Annotated in this window: 12 protein-coding genes; all 12 read right to left on the reverse strand. The window is 44.0% G+C overall.

Going from position 1 to position 15,754, the window contains the following annotated elements; all coding sequences use genetic code 11:
• Positions 1-5: 5 nt before the first annotated feature.
• Positions 6-416 (reverse strand): BrxA/BrxB family bacilliredoxin, encoded by a 411-nt coding sequence (locus tag ACTHPA_RS11935; protein ID WP_440500501.1) that lies wholly within the window; start codon positions 414-416, stop codon positions 6-8.
• 115 nt (positions 417-531) lie between these two features.
• Positions 532-1,581, reverse strand: a complete 1,050-nt coding sequence (meaB, locus tag ACTHPA_RS11940) for a methylmalonyl Co-A mutase-associated GTPase MeaB (protein WP_440500701.1) — start codon at positions 1,579-1,581, stop codon at positions 532-534.
• A 32-nt stretch (positions 1,582-1,613) separates the two neighbouring features.
• Complete coding sequence (gene scpA / locus ACTHPA_RS11945) at positions 1,614-3,767, reverse strand: methylmalonyl-CoA mutase (RefSeq protein WP_440500502.1); 2,154 nt, start codon at positions 3,765-3,767, stop codon at positions 1,614-1,616.
• Positions 3,764-5,437 (reverse strand): methylmalonyl-CoA mutase family protein, encoded by a 1,674-nt coding sequence (locus tag ACTHPA_RS11950; protein WP_440500503.1) that lies wholly within the window; start codon positions 5,435-5,437, stop codon positions 3,764-3,766. Before ACTHPA_RS11950 ends, scpA begins: the two co-directional genes overlap by 4 nt.
• A gap of 190 nt (positions 5,438-5,627) precedes the next feature.
• Positions 5,628-6,938 carry a dihydrolipoamide acetyltransferase family protein gene (locus ACTHPA_RS11955; protein WP_440500504.1) on the reverse strand — a complete coding sequence of 437 codons (1,311 nt, stop codon included), beginning with the start codon at positions 6,936-6,938 and terminating at the stop codon, positions 5,628-5,630.
• 21 nt (positions 6,939-6,959) lie between these two features.
• The gene (locus ACTHPA_RS11960; RefSeq protein WP_440500505.1) at positions 6,960-7,943 is read right to left on the reverse strand and encodes an alpha-ketoacid dehydrogenase subunit beta; all 984 of its coding nucleotides are present in this window, start codon (positions 7,941-7,943) and stop codon (positions 6,960-6,962) included.
• Positions 7,943-8,950 (reverse strand): thiamine pyrophosphate-dependent dehydrogenase E1 component subunit alpha, encoded by a 1,008-nt coding sequence (locus ACTHPA_RS11965; protein WP_440500506.1) that lies wholly within the window; start codon positions 8,948-8,950, stop codon positions 7,943-7,945. Before ACTHPA_RS11965 ends, ACTHPA_RS11960 begins: the two co-directional genes overlap by 1 nt.
• A 78-nt stretch (positions 8,951-9,028) precedes the next feature.
• Positions 9,029-10,456 (reverse strand): dihydrolipoyl dehydrogenase, encoded by a 1,428-nt coding sequence (gene lpdA, locus ACTHPA_RS11970; protein WP_440500507.1) that lies wholly within the window; start codon positions 10,454-10,456, stop codon positions 9,029-9,031.
• 30 nt (positions 10,457-10,486) lie between these two features.
• Positions 10,487-11,575, reverse strand: coding sequence for a butyrate kinase (gene buk, locus ACTHPA_RS11975; RefSeq protein ID WP_440500508.1), 1,089 nt, complete (start codon positions 11,573-11,575; stop codon positions 10,487-10,489).
• Between the two features lie 49 nt (positions 11,576-11,624).
• On the reverse strand, positions 11,625-12,722 hold the full coding sequence (gene bcd / locus ACTHPA_RS11980) for a branched-chain amino acid dehydrogenase (RefSeq protein ID WP_440500509.1): 1,098 nt from the start codon (positions 12,720-12,722) through the stop codon (positions 11,625-11,627).
• A gap of 30 nt (positions 12,723-12,752) precedes the next feature.
• On the reverse strand, positions 12,753-13,661 hold the full coding sequence (gene yqiS / locus ACTHPA_RS11985; protein WP_440500510.1) for a phosphate butyryltransferase: 909 nt from the start codon (positions 13,659-13,661) through the stop codon (positions 12,753-12,755).
• A gap of 15 nt (positions 13,662-13,676) precedes the next feature.
• Positions 13,677-15,710 (reverse strand): sigma 54-interacting transcriptional regulator, encoded by a 2,034-nt coding sequence (locus ACTHPA_RS11990; RefSeq protein WP_440500511.1) that lies wholly within the window; start codon positions 15,708-15,710, stop codon positions 13,677-13,679.
• Positions 15,711-15,754: the final 44 nt, after the last annotated feature.

Raw genomic sequence — 15,754 nt, forward strand, 5'->3', positions numbered from 1 at the left:
GGCTGTCAGTTTACCTTTTTCATGCTGTTTCGCAATCCGTTCGTCGCCTCCGCCAAGTTCAATTTCACGTTTTCTATTTTACCGTCCTTTAGTAATGCGAAGGATGGAGATGAAGGTAGATGGTCTTCACCGAAAATCATACGTGCATATGCAGTTGCTTCCTTATCTTGCCCTGCAAACACAGTGACGAGATGATCAGGTCGTTTATCATAATGGACCGCGTGTGCAGCGGCTGGGCGTGCAATCCCACCTGCGCAGCCACAAACAGAGTTAACCATGACAAGCGTTGTTCCTGGACGTTTGAATGCCTCTTCCACTTCTTCAGGTGTTGTTAGTTGTTCGTAGCCGCTTGCTTCCATTTCGGAGCGTGCTTGCTTCGTAATATCTTCCATATAAAAATTAAAATCCATTGTCATTGTAAATTGGCCCCTTTCAAAATATATTTTCATCATATCAGTTGGCTGTTAGACTTGCAAAAAAGTGAATTTCGAGCTTACAGAGAGTGCTTAGTTTACCTTGCAATGTATGTTGTCAATCCATTGGAAGTATGGCGTCCACAGCACTTGCAACTGTCATTTCGCCTGTCAGCAATTGTTTTTCCAGATCGGCAACAAGCTCTTTTTTCCCTTGCTGTGAAAAGAAACTATCGATCAACCGATCCCTGATCATAGAATGAAACCAATCTTTTGTCTGAGACTGTCTTCGTTCATGCCAAACGCCGCTTGCTTCCATTTTTTCGTAAAACGTTTCTATCGTTTCCCACACAGTTTCAAAACCTGTTCGTTCCAGTGAAGAGACAGGCAATGCAGTCGTCGACCACCCAGGAGTCGCAGGTTGAAGGAAATGAAGGATTTGGCGGTATTCCCTAACCGTCTTTTTGGCCAGTTTTAAATTCTCCCCATCCGCCTTATGGACAATCATGCAATCCGCCAATTCCATAATCCCTTTTTTCATGCCTTGCAGCTCATCACCTGCACCAGTCAATACGAGCAACATGAAGAAATCGACCATTCCCCTTACAACAGTTTCACTTTGACCAACACCGACTGTTTCAATGAGAATGATGTCATATCCCGCAGCTTCGCAAAGCAGCATTGTTTCGCGTGTCTTTTTATGGACGCCACCTAGGGTTCCGGAAGATGGTGAGGGGCGAATGAAAGCGTTCGGATGCTTTGCGAGCGCCTCCATTCTAGTTTTATCGCCTAATATACTCCCACCAGTCACCGTTGAACTCGGATCAATGGCAAGGACGGCCACTTTATGGCCAGCCTCTGCCAATAGAAGACCGAACGTTTCGATGAATGTGCTCTTTCCCGCTCCAGGCACCCCGGTAATGCCGATACGGATGCTTTCTCCTGTATTCGGCAGCAGTTTTCGTAACAACCCCTGCCCTGCCTTCTGGTCATGTTCCGCCCGACTTTCCAATAAGGTGATCGCTTTGGATAGATGCAGCCTCGAGCCTTTGCGTATTTCATCATATAATAAATCGATTTCGATTTTCTTTTCTTTTTTAATAAATCGTTTGCGTTTTGAGCCAACAATTCCGTCATGCCTTGACTCAATGCCATCCATTACGTGCATTGCACTGTCATCTCGCAAATGTTCTTTCTTGCTCACTCCGTCACTTCCTCGTAACCGAGAGCACGGTAAATGTTTTCGATCACTTTCTGGGCAGCGACAGGTATGACTGTACCTGGTCCGAAAATGGCTGTCGCACCGTTTTCTCTTAGGAATTCATAATCCTGGGCTGGAATTACGCCTCCAACGACGATTAAAATGTCCTCCCTTCCGATTTTCAAAAGTTCATCCCGCAATGCTGGCACTAAAGTTTTATGTCCAGCAGCAAGTGAACTCACTCCGATGACATGGACGTCGTTTTCCGCTGCCTGCAAAGCAGTTTCCTCAGGGGTCTGGAATAAAGGTCCGATATCTACATCAAATCCTAAGTCCGCAAATGATGAGGCAATGACTTTCGCTCCGCGATCATGACCGTCCTGTCCCATTTTTGCTATGAGAATACGAGGGCGGCGACCTTCATTTTCCAAAAACTCATCCGTCATCTCTTTCACTTCATCGATTTCTTCCGCATTTGAGAAATTCGAACTGTAGACGCCACTTACAGAACGTATGACCGCTTTATGTCTTCCGGATACTTTTTCAATTGCATCGGATATTTCTCCAATTGTCGCCCGAGCTCGAGCCGCATTTACCGATAACGCCAAGAGATTCCCGTTTCCACTGCGAGCAGCCTCGGTTATAGCTTCTAAGGCTTTCTTGACTTCCACTTCATCTCGTTTTTCTTTCATTTGTCGGATACGGTCAATCTGTTTTTGACGTACGACTGTATTATCGATTTCCAATATATCGATAGGCTCTTCCTGTTCAAGCCGGTATTTATTCACACCGACAATCGTTTCCGTCCGAGAATCGATTTTTGCTTGACGTTTGGCAGCGGCTTCTTCGATCTTCATTTTAGGCAAGCCGGTTTCAATTGCTTTTGCCATTCCTCCAAGCACCTCAATCTCTTCAATTAGATCCCATGCTTTTTCCATCAGGTCAGCAGTCAACCTTTCGACATAATAGGAGCCGCCCCACGGATCGATCGTCTTCGTCATATTCGTTTCTTCCTGAAGGAACAATTGAGTGTTCCTTGCAATTCGTGCTGAAAAATCAGTTGGCAACGCAATCGCTTCGTCTAGCGCATTTGTATGCAATGATTGGGTATGACCCATTGCGGCTGCATTCGCTTCCACCAATGTACGTGTAACATTGTTAAAAGGATCCTGTTCCGTCAAACTCCAACCTGACGTTTGAGAATGCGTACGCAATGCAAGGGATTTAGGATTGGATGGATTGAAAGTCTGCATCATTTGTGCCCAAATTTTACGTGCCGCCCGCATTTTCGCAATTTCCATGAAATAGTTCATGCCGATTGCCCAAAAGAAAGAAAGACGCGGTGCAAATGAATCGATGTCAATGCCAGCTTTCAATCCGGTGCGCACGTACTCGAGCCCGTCTGCCAATGTATAAGCAAGCTCGATATCCGCGGTCGCTCCTGCTTCTTGCATATGATAGCCGGAAATGGAGATTGAGTTGAACTTTGGCATATTTTTGGATGTATATTCAAAAATGTCAGCGATAATCCGCATCGACATTTCAGGTGGAAAGATGTAAGTGTTTCTCACCATATACTCTTTTAATATGTCATTTTGAATCGTACCTGCCAGCTTCTCAGGGGTTACACCTTGTTCTTCTGCCGCCACGATGTAAAACGCCATTACTGGCAGCACAGCTCCATTCATCGTCATCGAGACGGACATTTGGTCAAGCGGGATGCCGTCAAAAAGGATTTTCATATCCTCGACAGAATCAATTGCCACTCCGGCTTTACCTACATCACCTGTCACGCGAGGATGATCTGAATCATATCCTCGGTGTGTCGCCAAATCGAAAGCGACTGATAATCCTTTTTGCCCCATCGCCAAGTTTCTTCTATAGAAAGCATTACTTTCTTCAGCAGTTGAAAAGCCGGCATATTGGCGAACAGTCCACGGTCGAGCGACATACATCGTTGGGTATGGCCCCCTTGTGTTTGGAGCAATGCCTGGCATGTCTTCCAAATGATCAATGCTTTCTATATCATCAATCTTGTACATTGATTTAATGGATATGCCTTCATTCGTAAGGAAAGGCGTTTCATTTCCAGTCAAATTTACAGAGATGTTTATTTTACTTATATCAACTTTGTTGAAATTGGGTTTATTCATTTCTGAAGACCTCCCTGCCACGTAACAAACACTTTTTGCAATTTCTTAATTTTATTCTGACCGTTGTAGATCATTCCGTTAAGACCTTTTTGCTGCCAGTCATTCAATGTTTCTTCATTGATCTTTCCTGCAGCATCAAGCAAAATGCCTGTCGGCAGCTTTTCAAGTAGAGGTTCCATAATATTTTCTATCATTTCTTCAGTACCGCAAACAATTGCATAATCCGGTTTTTCATTATGTAACCATTCAACAGCTTCATCGGCACTTTCAAAGATCGGGCTCCAATTGCTTCTAATTCCACCTGAGGCTAAGAATCCTGTTACAAAATCAGCCCGTGGCTTGAAATCTTTCAATTTACCAAATACGAGTATTGCAGTTTTTGGTTGATTTTCACTAAATGAAAGACGCAGTTTCTCAAATGGTTCGGCCAGACGCGATTTAGATTGAAGGCCATTCCAATCATCAAAGTTTGTCGGTCCAATTTCAGCATATACATTCGTGCCTATGAGAGCCTTTTTCCCGGTCGCCGTTTCTAATTGCAGCTTTGAAAACTGTTCGTTTAAGCGGCCACTTTTAAGGAAATTTTCAATACCCCCAGTACGTTCAATATCAATAAATAAATTCCAAGACTTTTCCACAAGTTCTTCTGTCAGTTTTTCAATGAAATATGAGCCGCCGGCGGGATCAAGAACTTTTTCTACATATGTCTCTTCCTTTAAAACGAGTTGCATATTTCTGCTATACCGAATTGAACTTGCATTCGGGCCAGTCAATATATTGTGAGGATGCGCTTGGATAATGTCGGCTCCGCCTAGAATTGCGGCGAATGTCTCATTTCCTGCACGCAGCATGTTAACGTATGGATCTAGCTTTGAAAAAGAGCGTAATGACGTTACTGCCAACACTGGTACAAACGGTGATACATCGACATTATAAGCTTTGGCAAACGCCTGCCATAACACTCGAAAAGCTCTTAGTTTAGCGATTTCCATGAAGAAATGGGTGTCAATCGGAAAACGGACGAAGAAATTGTCCGCAAATGTTTGAAAACTTTCATAGCTAGTTGAAATACGAGAAGCTTCTGCCAATACGATGGCAAGCTCAGTCACTGCATCCGCACCTTCATGATGAGCATTCCATACATCTGCCCCTGTTGTTCGAATACCTTTATAACCGACTGGAATAGTCCAATCGCTCACCTGGATGATACCGGTAACCGCTTCCCTCAGTTCATGATGGACAAAATCAAATGCCCTTAAAATCGGGTCATCATTACGAACGTTGAAAAGAAATACTGGGTATTTAGCTAAGAATGATGATAAGTGCAAGAGCTGATCATCATTCCAGTCAAACGGATGCCCGCCATCATAAACAATTGCTTCATTCCCTTTTTCAAGCGAATCCTCCAATTGTCCCAAGAATTCAGCACTGCTTGCAGCGATTGTTTGCTGTGCAATGATCCAACCGGCACTACGCTTCATCGATTGGACTGCAGATGAGCTGTTGAGCTCTGTTTTTTCAAAATAGAGCGGCTGGAGCTCAATGCCTTCTAATGTCGCTGTCGTCAATTTCGCATATGGCTTTCCTTTTAAAGAAGTAATAGCGAGTTCTTTCCATTGCTCGAAACCTGCTTTTTCAAAGGTCGTCTTTTTCATCTTATCAACAGTCACTAAGGTTACCCCTTTCGCTGAGCTTGATAGTATCTTTCTGTAAATATGTAATTTGCGTCAAATTAATCATCAACTACTTATAGTTTACCTGACTAGCTATTTCTTTGAAAGCTCAAACAGGATAAAGATTGATTGCTTGAAAAGTATAGAGAAAAAGCCGCCTCTCACAGAGAGACGGCTTTGCTCGTAATTAATAGACAGAAGTGTTATCTGCTGAAATGCTTTCAAGGATTTCTTTGACGCGTGCTAGGAAACGGCCAGCGACTAATCCATCAAGCACGCGGTGATCGAGCGACAGACAGAGATTAACCATATCGCGTACCGCAATCATTCCGCCATTCATAACGACAGGACGTTTCACAATCGATTCGACTTGCAAAATTGCCGCTTGTGGGTAATTGATAATACCCATCGATTGGACCGACCCGAATGAACCTGTGTTATTTACAGTGAATGTACCACCTTGCATTTCATCTGACTTCAATTTGCCGGAACGGACTTTCGACGCGAGGTCATTAATATCGCGACCGATTCCTTTAATCGTTTTTTCATCAGCATGTTTAATGACCGGTACAAATAAAGCATCTTCTGTCGCTACTGCGATGGAGATGTTAATGTCTTTCTTTTGGATGATCTTATCTCCTGCCCACATGGAATTCATCATCGGAAATTCTTTCAATGCTTGGGAAACTGCTTTCACGAAGAAGGCGAAATAGGTTAAATTGAATCCTTCCTTCTGCTTGAAATCATTCTTCAATGAATCGCGGTACTGAACAAGATTCGTTACATCCACTTCAATCATCGTCCACGCATGCGGAGCCTCGTGCTTGGAGCGAAGCATATTCGTCGCAATTGCACGCCGTACGCCCGTGACCGGTATTTCGATATCACCAGCAGCAGTTGGAACTAAAGTTGGTTCTGCAGGCTTAGTCGAGGATACACTTTGTACAGTTGCCGCCGGTTGTTGTTCCACCTCTTTCGGTGTCTGTTCGATTTGCACCGATTTGTCGGTCGGAATTTCTCCACTATCAATAATACTTTGGATATCTTTCCGTGTGATACGTCCCTCTTTTCCAGAGCCTTGGACAAGTGAAAGATCAATATTGTTCTCTTGTGCCAATCTCATGACCGCTGGTGAAAAACGCCCTGCCCCTGCTTCACGTTTGATCGGTGCAGCTGGTTTTTGGGAGCCCGCTGCTGGCATTTCGTTTGCCGGTTCTTCTTTTGCAGGGACTGCTTCAACCGGAGCTTCTGAACCGCCTTCTGTTTCGATTGTGCAAACGACGATTCCAACTTCTACAGTCTCTCCTTCTTGGACGATGATTTCCTTAATTGTTCCAGTGAAGGAGGAAGGTATTTCAGCAGTTACTTTGTCTGTGTTCACTTCAGCCAATGGATCGTATTTATTCACAACATCTCCAGGCTTTACTAACCACTTTTCAATAGTGCCTTCTGTAACACTTTCTCCGAGCTTGGGCATTTCAATTTTTTCGATTGTCATAACATATTACCTCCTTTCCGATTAAAATTCTGCGAGCTCTCGTGCTGCTTTTTCAACTTTATCCGGATTGACCATGAAAAACTTCTCCATTGTCGGCGCATATGGCATTGCCGGAATATTAGGCCCTGCAAGACGTTTAATCGGTGCATCTAAATCGAATAGGCAGTTTTCGGCAATAATAGCGGATACTTCACTCATAATACTGCCTTCCAAGTTATCTTCAGTGACAAGCAATACTTTTCCTGTTTTAGAAGCGGCTTCAATGATTGCTTCTTTATCCAATGGGTAGACAGTTCGCAAGTCGAGAATATGCGCTGAGATTCCATCTTCCGCCATTCTTTCGGCAGCCTGCAAAGCGAAGTGGACACATAATCCGTATGTGATGATTGTTATATCTTCCCCTTCACGCTTCACATCAGCTTTTCCGATTGGAAGTACGTATTCTTCTTCAGGAACTTCGCCTTTGATTAAACGGTAAGCTCGTTTATGTTCAAAAAAGAGTACCGGATCATCATCTCTTATCGCCGCTTTCAGCAAACCTTTCGCATCATAAGGAGTTGAAGGGATGACGATTTTCAAGCCTGGTGTACTTGCGAACATCGACTCAACCGATTGGGAATGATATAAAGCGCCGTGAATCCCACCGCCGAACGGAGCGCGGATTACGATTGGACAAGACCAATCGTTATTGGATCGATAACGGATCTTCGCCGCTTCGGACACGATTTGGTTTACCGCAGGCATAATGAAATCCGCGAATTGCATTTCTGCGATTGGACGCATACCATACATTGCAGCACCAATCCCTACGCCAGCAATTGCTGATTCCGCTAGCGGTGTATCGAGCGCACGGTATTCACCGAATTGATCGTAGAGGCCGGTCGTCGCTTTAAAAACGCCGCCTTTCCTTCCAACGTCTTCTCCAAGAACGAATACATTTTCGTCCCTTTCCATCTCTTCTTTCATGGCAAGGGTAATAGCATCAATATACGAAATGACGGCCATTATTCGTTCCCCCCTTCTTCTTTATAAACATGTCGAAGCGCATACTCCGGTTCTGCATAAGGTGCTTTTTCCGCATAGTCTGTCGCTTCATTGACGATTGCCATAATGCGTTCTTCTAGCTCTTTTTCGTATGCTTCATCGATGACGCCTGTTTCTCGTAAATAAGATGCAAACTTAGGGATCGGATCAAGTTTCCGCTCATTCTCAAGCTCTTCTGCATCCCGATATAGTCGATGATCATCATCTGAAGAGTGCGCCGTCAATCGATAACATACAGTTTCTACGAGGCTCGGTCCTTCGCCGTTGCGCGCGCGATCTGCCGCTTCTTTAACAACACGGTACACTTCTAAAGGATCTGTTCCGTCGACAGTCACACCAGGCATACCATATCCGATGGCACGGTCCGAAACATTTTCACAAGCAAGTTGTTTTTCAACAGGAACTGAAATTGCATATTTATTGTTTTCAACCATGATGACTGTCGGCAATTTATGGACACCTGCAAAGTTCATACCTTCATGGAAATCACCTTGGTTGGATGAACCTTCTCCTAAAGTGACGAATGTAATGAAATCCTCTTTTTTCATTTTCGCTGCAAGCGCTACTCCTACTGCGTGCGGAAGTTGTGTCGTGACAGGTGAAGACCCCGTCAAAATGCGATTTTTCCGCTGACCGAAGTGACCAGGCATTTGACGACCGCCCGAGTTCGGATCTTCTGCTTTAGCGAAAGCCGAAAGCATCAATTCTTTCGGTGTCATGCCGAAGTGAAGAACAACGCCCATATCACGGTAATATGGTGCAATCCAATCCTTTTCTTTATCGAGTGCATATGCAGCTCCCGCTTGAGCCGCTTCCTGACCTTGACATGAAATGACAAACGGAATTTTACCTGCACGATTCAAAAGCCACATACGCTCATCTAATCGTCTAGCCATAACCATCGTTTCATAAATTTCCAATACGTCCTCATTCGTCAATCCCAATTCTTCATGACGTGTTTTAGCCACGTAAGAAACCCCCTTCTTAATCCAATTCAAATGATCGGTGTTTGAATTATAACAGAAAGCCGTTCCCGGCAATTTGTATTACATATGAACTGCTATGCCATCCACTGCAAGGGATGCCTCTCCGATCACTTCAGATAATGACGGATGTGGATGGATGGTTGAAGCCACTTCCCACGGGGTTGCATCTAGAACCATTGCCAAGCCAGCTTCTGAAATCAAGTCTGTCACATGCCCGCCTATCATATGAACGCCTAATATATCATCTGATTTTTTATCGGCGATAATTTTCACAAAACCGTCGGCATTTCCATTTACAAGCGCTTTGCCAATTGCAGCGAATGGAAACTTGCCAACTTTAACGTCAAAGCCTTTTTCTTTAGCTTGCGCTTCGGTAAGACCGACGCTCGCCGCTTCAGGACTTGAATAAATACATCTGGAAATATTCGTATAATTGATAGGTTCAGTCGTGTGTCCTGCAATATGCTCAACGGCAGAAATGCCTTCATGAGAAGCTACATGGGCTAACTGAAGACCACCAATCACATCTCCGATTGCGTAAATATGGCTTTCCTTCGTTTGGAAAGTCGGCTTCGTCTTAATAAAACCTTTTTCAATTTGAATTTCAGTATTTTCAATGCCGATTCCTTCAACATTCGCTTGTCTTCCTACTGAAACGAGCATTTTCTCAGCTGTAAATTCCTGCATTTCCCCAGAAACTTCTGCAGAAATCGTTACAGACCCTTCAGTTTTTGTTAGAGTGTCTGCTGCAACTTTTGCTCCTGTTACGAAAGTTATTCCCTTTTTCGTCAACAGTTTTTTCATTTCCTTTGAAATATCCCCGTCTTCCGTCGGGATGATTCGATCTGCGTATTCGATTACCGTGACATCCACACCAAAATCATTCAACATTGAAGCCCACTCGATTCCTATGACTCCGCCGCCAACTATGAGCATTGATTTCGGAAGTTCCATCATTTTAAGAGCACCATCCGATGACAGAACTTGTCGTTCATCTATTTCCAATCCCGGTAAAGTGCGGGGTCTGGAACCGGTTGCGATTATGAGGTTTTTCAGAACGAGCATTTCATTTTCTTCTCCGCTGTTCATTTCAACAGAAATCGTTCCAGGCATCGGGGAAAAGATCGATGGCCCTAACATGCGGCCGTAACCTTCATACACGTCAATTTTGCCTTTCTTCATAAGTCCGATGACACCTTTATGCAGCTGTTGAACAATTTCGTCTTTCCTTGCCTGCACTCGTGCGAAATTCAATGAGGTCTCTTTCGTATCGACACCAAAGTGGGCAGCTTCGTTCTTTGCCATTTGAAAGACTTCTGCACTTTTCAATAATGCTTTGCTCGGTATACACCCTTTATGTAAGCATGTTCCGCCGAGCGCATCTTTTTCCACAAGCGCCGTTTTAAGTCCTAATTGTGCAGCTCGAATTGCGGCAACATATCCACCGGTGCCTCCGCCTAATATCACTACATCATATTCGTTTGCCATTAGTAATCAAGGCCTCCATTTAGCTATCCATCAAGCAGGATAGTTTTTTGCTTGCTCTTCACCGTTCATGACCCGTAGAGCACCTTCTGCAAGAGCTTGCAATTCATCTTCTCCCGGATAGGTGATTACCTCGGAAATCCATCCGACGCGGTTAGCGATCATTTCTACGTATTCCTTGCCGTATGCAAGGCCGCCGGTCAAAAGAATTGCGTCAACTTTGCCTTCAAGAACAGTTGCAGCGCTTCCAATTTCTTTTGCGACTTGATAAGCCATCGCTTCATATAATAACGCCGCTTTCTCGTCTCCCGCTGCTATTCTCTTTTCGACGGCAACAGCATCGTTCGTCCCTAAATACCCGACGAGACCGCCTTGACCGACAAGTTTCGCCATAATTTCTTTTCTAAAATAAGTTCCTGAATAACATAGATCGACCAATTCGCCGATAGGAACTGTTCCTGCCCGTTCAGGGCTGAACGGTCCATCGCCATGCAAGCCATTGTTGACATCTATCACTTTGCCGTAACAGTGTGCGCCAACTGTTATGCCGCCACCCATATGTGTGACGATCAATCGAAGCTCATCATAATTTTTGCCAACCTGTTTCGCATATCTTCTCGCTACAGCCTTTTGGTTCAGCGCATGAAAAATAGATTTTCTACTAATTGGCTCAAAACCTGAAATACGGGCAATCGGCTGCATTTCGTCGACAACTACCGGATCGACGATGAATGCAGGGATATTTACTTCAGCTGCTATTTCATTTGCAAGGATGCCGCCTAGATTGGATGCGTGTTGACCTGAAAATCCGTTTTTCAAGTCTCTGAGCATTGCTTCGTTGACCATATATGTACCGCCTGAAATCGGTCGGAGCAATCCGCCTCTTCCACAGACGGCATCCAGGTCTGTTAATTGAATGCCGCCAATTTCCAACGAAGAAAGGATGGCATCTTTTCGAAAATTGTATTGATCGATGACAGAAATAAACTGTGCAAGCTTTTCCGCTTGATGTCTCAATGTGTTCTCAAAAATGAGTTGTTCATTATCGTACACACCGATTTTCGTAGATGTGGATCCTGGATTAATGACAAGGATCCGGAAGCTCTTCTTTTGCACCGCCATCCCTCCTATCGGTCGGTACTTTCTAAAGTATTGATTTTAAAAGGCTGTTTTATTTTCTTTTCGATAGGACGCTTTTTTCATTTTGAAGGAACTGGCCTCGTGATTTTGCTACACGAGCGATCCGTTCCTCTGCAAGCCGATCCGCAGCAACATACGAAGGGATGCTATCACGTTTAGAAATTGCAAAAATCTTTTCAATCGTATCGTAAATGCCCGCAACCCGTTTTAATGCGCGTTCCCGATTATAACCTGCAAGCTCATCCGCCACATTGATAACTCCACCTGAATTGATAACGTAATCTGGTGCGTAAACGATGCCCATTTCGTGAATAATATCCCCGTGTTCCGGGTTTTTCAATTGGTTATTTGCTGAGCCAGCAATCACTTTAGCCTTTAATTGTGGAATCGTTTCGTCATTAATGATGGCACCTAGTGCGCAAGGTGCAAAGATATCAGCATCTTGGGAATAAATTTCATCCGTACCGACAGCCGTTGCGCCGAATGCATCAACTGCACGTTGGACCGCTTCTTTATTGATGTCAGTTACGATCAGCTTTGCGCCTTCTTCATGCAAGTATTCACAAAGAGTGTAAGCAACGTTTCCGACGCCTTGTACAGCTACCGTCTTGCCTTCAAGGGAGTCACTTCCAAAAGCTTCTTTAGCTGCTGCTTTCATCCCTTTATAAACACCGAAAGCTGTTACAGGAGAAGGGTTTCCAGAAGAACCGAACTCTGCGGAAACACCTGTTACATAATCAGTTTCTAAATGGATCAGATCCATATCCTCTTCAGTTGTACCAACGTCTTCTGCGGTAATATATCTTCCGTTCAATCCTTCGATGAAACGACCGAACGCACGGAACATTTCATCATTTTTATCTGTTTTAGGATTTCCGATAATGACGGTCTTGCCTCCGCCTAAGTTTAGTCCCGCGGCTGCGTTTTTATATGTCATGCCTTTTGCTAGTCGAAGTGCATCTTCAATTGCTTCTTCTTCACTTGCATACGTCCACATACGTGTACCGCCGAGTGCAGGTCCAAGAGTTGTATCGTGGATTGCGATGATTGCCTTTAATCCTGACGTCTTATCTTGGCAGATGACCAATTGTTCATAATCGTGAGTTTCCATATATTTAAAAATTTCCATAATGCAGTTCCTCCTTCGGATTTTCCGTAATTATTTTTTAGATGACAGTATAGCTAATGCTAATGAATAAAGCTTTGTTTCAGCACTATCCGATCTTGATGTTAACACGATTGGCGCTCTGGCGCCTTGAATGATTCCGCCGACTTTTGCTTTTGCGAAATACATAAGTGATTTATATAATATATTTCCTGCCTCAATTGATGGCACGACGAGAATATCAGCACGTCCTGCCGTTTCGCTCATTATCCCTTTATGCCTAGCAGATTCAATCGATACCGCATTATCCAAGGCGAGCGGCCCGTCAATGATGCAATCCTTTATTTGTCCCCTTTGATTCATGACAACGAGTGATGCAGCATCAGTTGTCGGCGTCATTACCGGATTGACCGTCTCGATTGCTGCAAGTGGAGCAACAATTGGCAGGTGCACTCCGCATGCTCTTGCGGTCGCCACAGAGTTCCTAATGATTTGAGCTTTTTCCTCCAAATTAGGGGAGATATTCATGCCTGCGTCCGTGACGAAAAGCAATCGTTCGTACCCGTCTACTTCGAATGCCGCCACATGGGATAGAACTTTTCCCGACCTTAAGCCGTAATCTCCGTTCAACACGGCTTTCAATACGACTGCTGTCGGCAAGTTGCCTTTCATCAGCACTTGTGCTTCCCCGCTAGAGACGGCACGTACAGATTTCTCTGCCGCCTCTTCCTTGCTAATAGCATGGATGATCGTGATGTTAGGATGTCCATCCAATTCGGGGAAACGATCTCTAATTGTCTGATGTAAACGTTCTTCATCGTCAAAAAGAAGAAAAGATGCGATTCCTTTCATAATTGCCATTTCAACAGCTTCCAGCACTTCCGTATCCGCAGCACACGCAACAGAGACGACCCTTGTACTGGAAGAAGTTGTTCTCTCTACTAAGGCATCCAGTGTTGACATTTCAGAAGCACCCCTTTAAATCAGTTTGTATTTTTCCAGTTTGTAGTATAAGGAGCGAAGTGAAATGCCAAGTCGGTTCGCGGTCAATGATTTGTTGCCGTCGTGTTCATCCAAAGCTTTTTTCAAAACGGTACGTTCGTAATCATCCATGACTGCCGCTAAAGTACTTATTTCAGGTAAAACATCTTCGACAGCCTTCACTTCATTCGTGAAAAGAGATCTTCGAATGTCTTCTTCTCCGATTGCCGCGGATCCATGCTTCATATAAATCATTGCACGGCTTAACACATTTTCAAGTTCGCGCACATTCCCAGGCCATTCATAACTCTGAAGACGCTCCATCGCTTCGCTTGAAATTCTTTCTACATTCATGCCAAATTCCTGATTCAGCTTTTTCAAAAGGTGAATGGCCACTTCGGGGATATCTGTTTTCCTCGTTCGTAGTGATGGGATTTGGATTGATAGACGATTCAGCATATAATATAAATCCATATTGAATGTACCATCATGGATTGCCTTCTCTAAATTTTTAGAAGTTGCAACTATAATTCGTGCTGTTGTTAAAGAGTGTTGACCGTCCATCCGAGCCATTGCATGTTGCAAATAATCGAGAAGCCGAGATTGTACGGATAAAGGCAAATCAGTCACTTCATCCAAAAAGAGAGTTCCACTTCCAACCTCTTCCAACAATCCGGTCCTTATCAATGAACTCGTATCCTGCATACCCGCGTCCCCGAATATTTCCTTTTCCATTACAGCCGGGTCGATTGCACTGCAATTCAATCGGATGAACTTGCTTGACTTCCTATTACTTCCGCTATGGATTGCGTTTGCGAACAATTCTTTCCCTGACCCCGCTTCTCCGCGTAAAATTACAGGAACATCTGATTTCGAAGCAATCTTCGCCTGATCAATTGCAAGACTGATATCCGATGAGCTTCCATGTATATCATCAAATGTACAAGTCGACTCCAATTTCCTAATTGTTTGCCTTGCCCAGTCAAGCTCTTTCATTAGACTGCGCATTTCTGTAATGTCATGGATAACGCCAATACTGCCCTTCACTTGCTGATTGACAACGATAGGAGCGACATTTACGATGACATCCCGGTTGTCTTCCCCGATCCGCATATTGACTCCTCGGACTGGCTGTTTCGTCTTCAATACTTTCATATGGATACTTTCGCCCTCATTAATATCGACTGTAGCCGGTTTCCCGATCACTTCATCTTCAGATAGGCCAGTTATGCGGGTGTACGCAGGATTGACAAGTATGCCATTTCCCTTTTCATCTACAACTGATATTGCGTCATCACTTGAATGGATGATCGCTTCTAACATCGTCTTAACTGATTTCAAATCGGTAATTTCTTCCGCAAGTTTGACAACTTCCGACACATCCTTGAATACCGCAAACGCGCCGAATGTTTTCCCATCTGCGGAAATGAGCGGATAACGGGAGCTTACAATTTTTACTCCGTTCGGCAAAATCAACTCGTCATTCACTTCGGGCATCCCTGATGCAAGGACTCTGACCAATTTGCTATCTGGTATGATTTCAAAAATTGATTTGCCGATTGCATCAAAATCAGAAACTTCCAACATCGTGCAAGCGCTTTCATTAATAAAATCAATATTACCCTCACGATCAATCCCAATCATGCCTTCATCAATTGAATTAAAAATGAGTTGTTGCCTATCCATTTCCGTTTGAATTTTCCGGATGATTTGATCATTTTCATTCAAGAGGCCTACGAGTAGATTCGCCACTGAACCAGGAATCAATAACGTATGCATTTGAATGCTTTTCATCAATTCATCAAAAACTGCTTTATCCCCTGTTACATCAAAAACGATATGGACTTCATCTGTCAAGAACCGCTTCCAATCGGAGCCGTGCGAGATTCCTAGTTTCTTGGCGATTACAAGTCCTGGTGCCTGTTCATCAATATCGACAATTGCCGACACATTCATGAAATTTGAGTTTAACAGCAGGCTCAGTATTTTCGTGCCTCCGGATCCTGCTCCAATAATGAGTACATTTTGCAAGGATATTCAATCTCCTTTTAGCACCATGCAATCTTTTGCAAATC

The organism is Sporosarcina sp. SAFN-015, from assembly GCF_051966875.1.
In the GTDB taxonomy this organism is placed as follows: Bacteria; Bacillota; Bacilli; order Bacillales_A; family Planococcaceae; genus Sporosarcina.

Excerpts from the sequence above, each read along its gene's own strand:
- ACTHPA_RS11935 (WP_440500501.1), bottom strand. The coding sequence starts at position 416 with ATGACAATGGATTTTAATTTTTATATGGAAGATATTACGAAGCAAGCA.
- meaB (WP_440500701.1), bottom strand. The coding sequence starts at position 1,581 with ATGCACGTAATGGATGGCATTGAGTCAAGGCATGACGGAATTGTTGGC.
- scpA (WP_440500502.1), bottom strand. The coding sequence starts at position 3,767 with ATGAATAAACCCAATTTCAACAAAGTTGATATAAGTAAAATAAACATC.
- ACTHPA_RS11955 (WP_440500504.1), bottom strand. The coding sequence starts at position 6,938 with ATGACAATCGAAAAAATTGAAATGCCCAAGCTCGGAGAAAGTGTTACA.
- ACTHPA_RS11960 (WP_440500505.1), bottom strand. The coding sequence starts at position 7,943 with ATGGCCGTCATTTCGTATATTGATGCTATTACCCTTGCCATGAAAGAA.
- lpdA (WP_440500507.1), bottom strand. The coding sequence starts at position 10,456 with ATGGCAAACGAATATGATGTAGTGATATTAGGCGGAGGCACCGGTGGA.
- buk (WP_440500508.1), bottom strand. The coding sequence starts at position 11,575 with ATGGCGGTGCAAAAGAAGAGCTTCCGGATCCTTGTCATTAATCCAGGA.
- bcd (WP_440500509.1), bottom strand. The coding sequence starts at position 12,722 with ATGGAAATTTTTAAATATATGGAAACTCACGATTATGAACAATTGGTC.
- yqiS (WP_440500510.1), bottom strand. The coding sequence starts at position 13,661 with ATGTCAACACTGGATGCCTTAGTAGAGAGAACAACTTCTTCCAGTACA.